The 6,002-nt window shown below is 54.2% G+C and carries 3 protein-coding genes; all 3 read left to right on the top strand.

Annotation, left to right across the window (positions count from 1 at the left end; translation table 11 throughout):
• Nucleotides 1-4,232, top strand: a 4,232-nt coding sequence (gene atzF / locus AC1DUA_RS29270) for an allophanate hydrolase (protein WP_477503102.1), incomplete at its 5' end; no start/stop codon positions are given.
• A gap of 698 nt (nt 4,233-4,930) precedes the next feature.
• Nucleotides 4,931-5,257 (top strand): ArsR/SmtB family transcription factor, encoded by a 327-nt coding sequence (locus tag AC1DUA_RS29265; protein ID WP_477503101.1) that lies wholly within the window; start codon nt 4,931-4,933, stop codon nt 5,255-5,257.
• Entirely contained in the window at nt 5,238-5,690 is a 453-nt protein-coding gene (locus AC1DUA_RS29260) for an SRPBCC family protein (protein ID WP_477503100.1), read from the top strand. Before AC1DUA_RS29265 ends, AC1DUA_RS29260 begins: the two co-directional genes overlap by 20 nt.
• Nucleotides 5,691-6,002: the final 312 nt, after the last annotated feature.

The following is a 6,002-nucleotide window of genomic DNA, read 5'->3' as shown; positions in this document are numbered from 1 at the left end:
TCCAATCGCTTATCCGCAAGCCGATCGGTCACAGCATGCAAGCGCGGATTTATGCGGAGGATTGCTTGCAGCAGTTCCGTCCAAGCGCGGGGCAGTTGGATCGAGCTGTATTTTCGGCTGGTGCACGGAATGAAACGTGGGTGAGGGACGGTTTAACGGTTACGACCTTATACGATCCTATGCTGGCGAAAATCATTGTACACGGCACAGACCGTCTGGACGCCATTCAGAAATTGATCGAGGCGCTGTCTGAGACACGTATGTACGGAATTACTACGAATCTGCAATATTTGCAGGCGTTATTACAAGAACAAGATTGCGTGGTCGGGAACGTCTTCACGCAGTTATTAAATACCTTCGAGCCCGTTGAGCGTGCGCTGGAAGTCATCGATGGCGGCATCCAAACTACGGTGCAGGACTTCCCTGGCCGCATCAGCCACTGGGATGTGGGTGTGCCGCCTTGCGGTCCGATGGACCCGTTCTCATTCCGGATCGGCAACAAGCTGCTCGGCAATGCGGATGATGCCCCTGGACTTGAAATGACGCTGCGCGGAGGTTCCTACAAGTTCCGCAGCGATATGTGGTTCTGCGTCACCGGTGCAGATATGCAGGCGGAGTTGGATGGGGAAACCGTCGTGCTCTATAAGCCGGTATTTGCGGCTCGTGGGCAAATGCTGAGCTTCGGCGAGGCCAAAGAAGGGATGCGGGCTTATCTATTGGTCAGCGGTGGCTTTGATATGCCGCAAATTCTTGGCAGCTCCTCGACCTTCACGCTGGGAGGCTTCGGCGGGCACGGCGGTCGCGCGCTGCGTACAGGTGATGTGCTTGGCGTTAACGCAGGCGGCAGCCCTGTGCAAGAAGCGGCTGAGCTAGCTGTACAGCACCGTCCAGAAATGACAAGGGAATGGACGATTGGTGTCATTCCTGGACCGCATTGTACAGGGGAATTCCTGCGAGCGGAGTACTTGGAGCAATTGACAGAAACGAGCTGGGAAGTGCATTTTAACTCATCGAGAACTGGTGTTCGCTTGAAGGGGCCAGCTCCGCTGTGGACGCGTGAAGATGGGGGCGAAGCGGGACTTCACCCTTCCAATATTCACGATAATGCCTACGCGATTGGCACCTTGGATTTGACGGGGGATATGCCGATCTTGCTTGGTCCGGATGGTCCGAGTCTCGGCGGGTTCGTTTGTCCAGTAACAACGGCTTCGGCGGAGTTCTGGAAGCTGGGTCAGCTGCATCCGGGTGATTCGATCCGGTTCCACCTGCTGACACTCTCGGAAGCGGAGAGTCTGCGCGAGCTGCAGGAAAGTAATTTGCAAGCAATTGGCGAGGGGGATTTTGAGAGGCTTACCCGTGCGTTACTCCCTGCAGTGAATAAGGAGATTACGCCGGAGTACCCGCGTCTGTTCCATGAAACAGCTAATCGTAGATTCCCGATTACGATTCGCTGCTGCGGCGATCAAAATCTGCTCGTAGAATACGGTGAACTTGAACTGGATTTGCTGCTGCGCTTCCAAGTGCAGGCTTTGATGCAAGCGATTGTGGAGAGCAGCTCGATTCCAGTGCTGGATCTAACGCCTGGCATTCGTTCCTTGCAAATTCATATTGACCCGAACTTGATCACTGTGAGTGAGGCATGTGCAAAAGTTATAGAAATCGACGCAGCCCTGCCTCCACTTGAAGAATTCCGTGTGCCATCGCGCATCGTGCGCTTGCCGCTTTCGTGGGATGATCCAGCGACTCAGCTGGCCATTCAGCGCTATCAGCAGGGGGTTCGGCCCGATGCTCCATGGTGTCCGAGCAACCTAGAATTCATCCAGCGTATTAATGGATTAGATTCGATTGATGATGTGAAAAAGATTGTTTTTGATGCCAATTATTTGGTGCTTGGCTTAGGTGATGTGTATTTGGGGGCTCCTGTAGCTACACCAGTTGACCCGCGTCACCGCCTAGTGACAACGAAATATAATCCAGCACGCACGTGGACACCGGAAAATGCCGTAGGTATTGGCGGAGCCTACATGTGTGTGTATGGGATGGAAGGTCCAGGCGGCTATCAATTCGTCGGACGTACGATTCAGATGTGGAATCGACTGCGTTCAACGGAGAGTTTTAAGGCGGGTAAACCGTGGTTGCTAAGATTTTTTGATCAAATTCAGTTTTATGAAGTGAGTGCTGAGGAGCTGCTTCAGCTCCGTGAAGACTTCCCGCGTGGCCGTTATGAAGCGGATATTCAGGAGACGACTTTTGATTTAGGCGAGTATCTGCAATTCTTAGGTTCTATAGAAGAAAGTGCAGCCACGTTCCGCAAACAGCAGCAAATCGCGTTCAACGAAGAGCGGGAGAGCTGGAAGGCAAAAGGTTTAGCGGAGTACGTATCTGAACAAGAAACGGCAAGTGAACAACCCGAAGATGAACTGCCAGCAGGTACAGTTGCTGTGCGCGGAATTATGCCGGGAAGCGTGTGGAAAGTGCTTGTTTCACCAGGTGAGCAAGTGAAGAAGGGTGATCAAATTGTACAGCGCGCAGCCGACGACGCGGAAATGAATCTTTGGATTACGCCGCCTTCTATGGCGCTCATTCAGCCATATTTGGATGGACTGGCTGCGTTGAATCCGGCGGATGCGCCGCTGTGGGGGGTTCCCTTCGCGATCAAGGATAACATTGATCTAGCTGGGGTGCCGACGACGGCAGGCTGCGAGGAGTATGCCTATACGCCCTCGGAGCACGCAGGCGTTGTGGAAAGATTGATTGCCGCAGGAGCGATTCCGGTCGGCAAAACGAACTTGGATCAGTTCGCGACAGGACTCGTAGGCGCGAGAAGTCCTTACGGGGACGCGCACAACGCGCTGCGTCCGGAACTGATCAGCGGCGGCTCGAGCTCAGGCTCGGCCGTCGCCGTGGCCCGCGGCCAAGCGGCTTTCTCGCTTGGCACGGACACAGCGGGCTCAGGCCGCGTGCCGGCTGCGTTGAACAGACTGGTTGGCTATAAGCCGAGTCTCGGCGCCTGGCCAACCAAAGGGGTAGTGCCTGCCTGTGCGAGTTTGGACTGTGTAACCGTCTTTGCGCACAGCTTGGATGACGCTCTCGCCGTAGATGGCGCGGCGCGTGGTCTTCACGCCGAGGACCCGTGGTCGCGAAGCGTGAGTCGAGGAGCGTCTCAGCTTCCGCAGACGCTGCTGCTGCCTGACGGTCCGCTCGGGTTCTACGGCCCTTATGCCGCGGAGTATGAAGCGGCATGGGAAAGAGCCGTGGAACAATTAAAAGAGCTGAATCTCCCTATCGCCTACGTAGATGTTACGATGTTCGCCCAAGCGGCGGCGATTCTCTATGAAGGGCCGTGGGTGGCTGAGCGCTGGGCGGCTTTAGGTGGTTTTATTGAGGCGAATCCGGGGGTTGCTTACCCCGTGACGGAAAAGATCCTCCGCTCCGGCTCTGCTGCGGAGTATGACGCAGCATCGGTGTTCCAAGCGATGCACAAGCTGCAACGCTTCAAGCTGGAAGCCCGCAAGCTGCTGCAGGGTGCGGTTCTTGTTATGCCAACCTGCGGGGGCACATGGACCCGCGAGCAGGTGCTCGCTGACCCGATTCAGACGAATCGGGAGATGGGCCGCTACACCAATCATTGCAATTTGCTGGATTGGTGTGCGGTTGCCGTACCGGCGGGCGATGCGGCTCCGCTTACGCCTTTTGGCATTACCCTCTTCGGGATTGCCGAAGAGGAGAGCTTGATCTGCGGCGCAGCCGAGCTGATCCTGGCGGGGGCGAGCGCGGCAAGCGAGGCTGTTAGCGCGAGCGAAGGCGCATCGGTGTGCGCAGATAGCGGAGCAAGTGCAGCCGCAGCGCAGGCGACGACGCTCGTCGCGGTCTGCGGCTTACACATGCGTGGCTACCCGCTGGAGAAGCAGATGCTAGGCTGTGGAGCACGGTTCATCCGTGAGGATGAGACCGCTGCGAAGTACAGCCTCGTGAAGTTGCCGACCACGCCGGCGAAGCCGGGGCTCGTGAAGCAGGAGCAGGGCGGCGCAGCCATCGCCCTGGAGGTTTGGGAAATGCCGCTGGAGGCATTCGGCGGCTTTGCGGCGGCGATCCCGGCTCCGCTGGGGATCGGCAAGGTTGAGCTCCGGGACGGCACGGAAGTCCCGGGCTTTGTTTGTGAGGCTTACGCGGCCGCAGGCGCGGAAGATGTGACGGCTCTGGGCGGCTGGCGCCAGGTCGTGCCGCTGTAGGCAGAGATGTTTGGGAACTACAGGTCGCTATTCCCCTGAAAAGGGGGCTTTCCACCTGCCAGCGGAACTGTGGTCCGTTATTTAGCCATATTATCTGCAACAGGGCGGAAATTGGCCAAATAACGTACTGTAGTTCCCCAATGAAGCGAAATAGCTCGTTTTCCTACAAATAGAGGACTCCAGCTCCTCTGACTCTAGCCTTAGCGGAACTTCGGCTAGGGTTTTATGTAATTTGTTAGTGGTCGATGAAGTCGAAGTTGGCTATTTGGTGGATAGAGAGGTGGATGGTGTGGGATTAGGAAAGTAGCTAACACCAAACCTAACGGAGAATGACCCGTCAGTATTTTATTTGTTTAGTTGCAGAAAGAGATTCGGCGCACTTTCAGGGGGAACTGTAAGCCGTTATTCCCCTGGGAAGGCGCACTTTCCACCTGCCAGCGGAACTGTGGTCCGTTATTTAGCCTGTATTATCTGCAACAGGGCGGAAATTGGCCGAATAACATACTGTAGTTCCGCAATGAAGCGAAATAGCTCGTTTTCCTGCAAATAGAGGACTCCAGTTCCTCGAAGTATAGCGTTAGTGGAATAAACGAAAAGAATTTGTGCGTCAGGTTGGCATATTTGAGATTCTGGAGGAGTCTCTTTTTTTGCTCATTATTTAAGTTGACACTTAATTAAGTGTGTGCTAAATTATTGTTATGATCGATAAAGCCATTCAAGCGATAACGGAACCAAGGCGCCGAGATATTTTACATCTCGTCCGTGATGAGGAGCTGACCTCTAGTGCCATTGCTTCGCATTTTGAAATTTCAGCACCGGCAATTTCACAGCATCTCAAGGTTCTTGAAGAAGCTGGACTCGTCGTTGTCCGACGGGCAGGGACTAAACGATTCTATGGGATTAGGAGGGAAGGTTTCGCCGAGTTGATGCAATACATTGAGAGCTTCTGGGATGATAGCTTGCTGCGTCTGAAAAAAGCAGCAGAAGAAGAGGAGAGAAGAAAATATGGAAACAACGAGCAGTAATGAGACAATTAAGAAGGAAATTTTTATCGCATGCCGCCCAGAGACTCTGTTCTCATTTTTTACGGATCCGGATAAGTTAATTCGTTGGATGGGACAAAACGTTCTGCTTGATCCGAGCATCGGGGGCAAATTCCGTATCGATTTGAATGGCAGCGATATTGCAATAGGTGAGTACAAAGAGATTACTCCCAACGAGAAAGTAGTTATGACATGGGGGTGGGAGCGCTCCAAGGCTGTCCCTCCAGGTTCCAGTACAGTTGAATTTAAGCTGACACCTAAGGATAATGGCACTCTTTTGGAGTTCACGCACTATGACCTGCCTGCAGCAGAAATTGCTGATCACGTAAAAGGTTGGACGCATTTTCTGTCACGCATTCAAATGGCGGCCGAGGGCGTTGAGCCGGGGAGTGCTCCATCCTCTGAAAAAGCTTAGTATTGTAGGTACATAAATCTTTAAGAAGCGCGCATGTATAATGCGTGCTTTTCATATTTTCTTTATGAAGATGCTGGGGTGATGGTTTACCTCAGCTGTTCCTCCTTCTTTTCAAGCTCCTTAACTGTGCCGTTCCGCACTCAGTCCCGCTCATCCCGCACTCCGTCCTGCGCTCCTCCCACACTCAGTCCCGCACTCGTCCCTCATTTCGTTTAGCACTCCGCCCTGCGCTCCTCCCACACTCAGTCCCGCACTCGTCCCTCATTTCGTTTAGCACTCCGCCCTGCGCTCCTCCCACACTCAGTCCCGCAC

Source organism: Paenibacillus sp. 01T422 (genome assembly GCF_056398785.1).
This window is presented reverse-complemented; position numbering and strand designations above follow the sequence as displayed.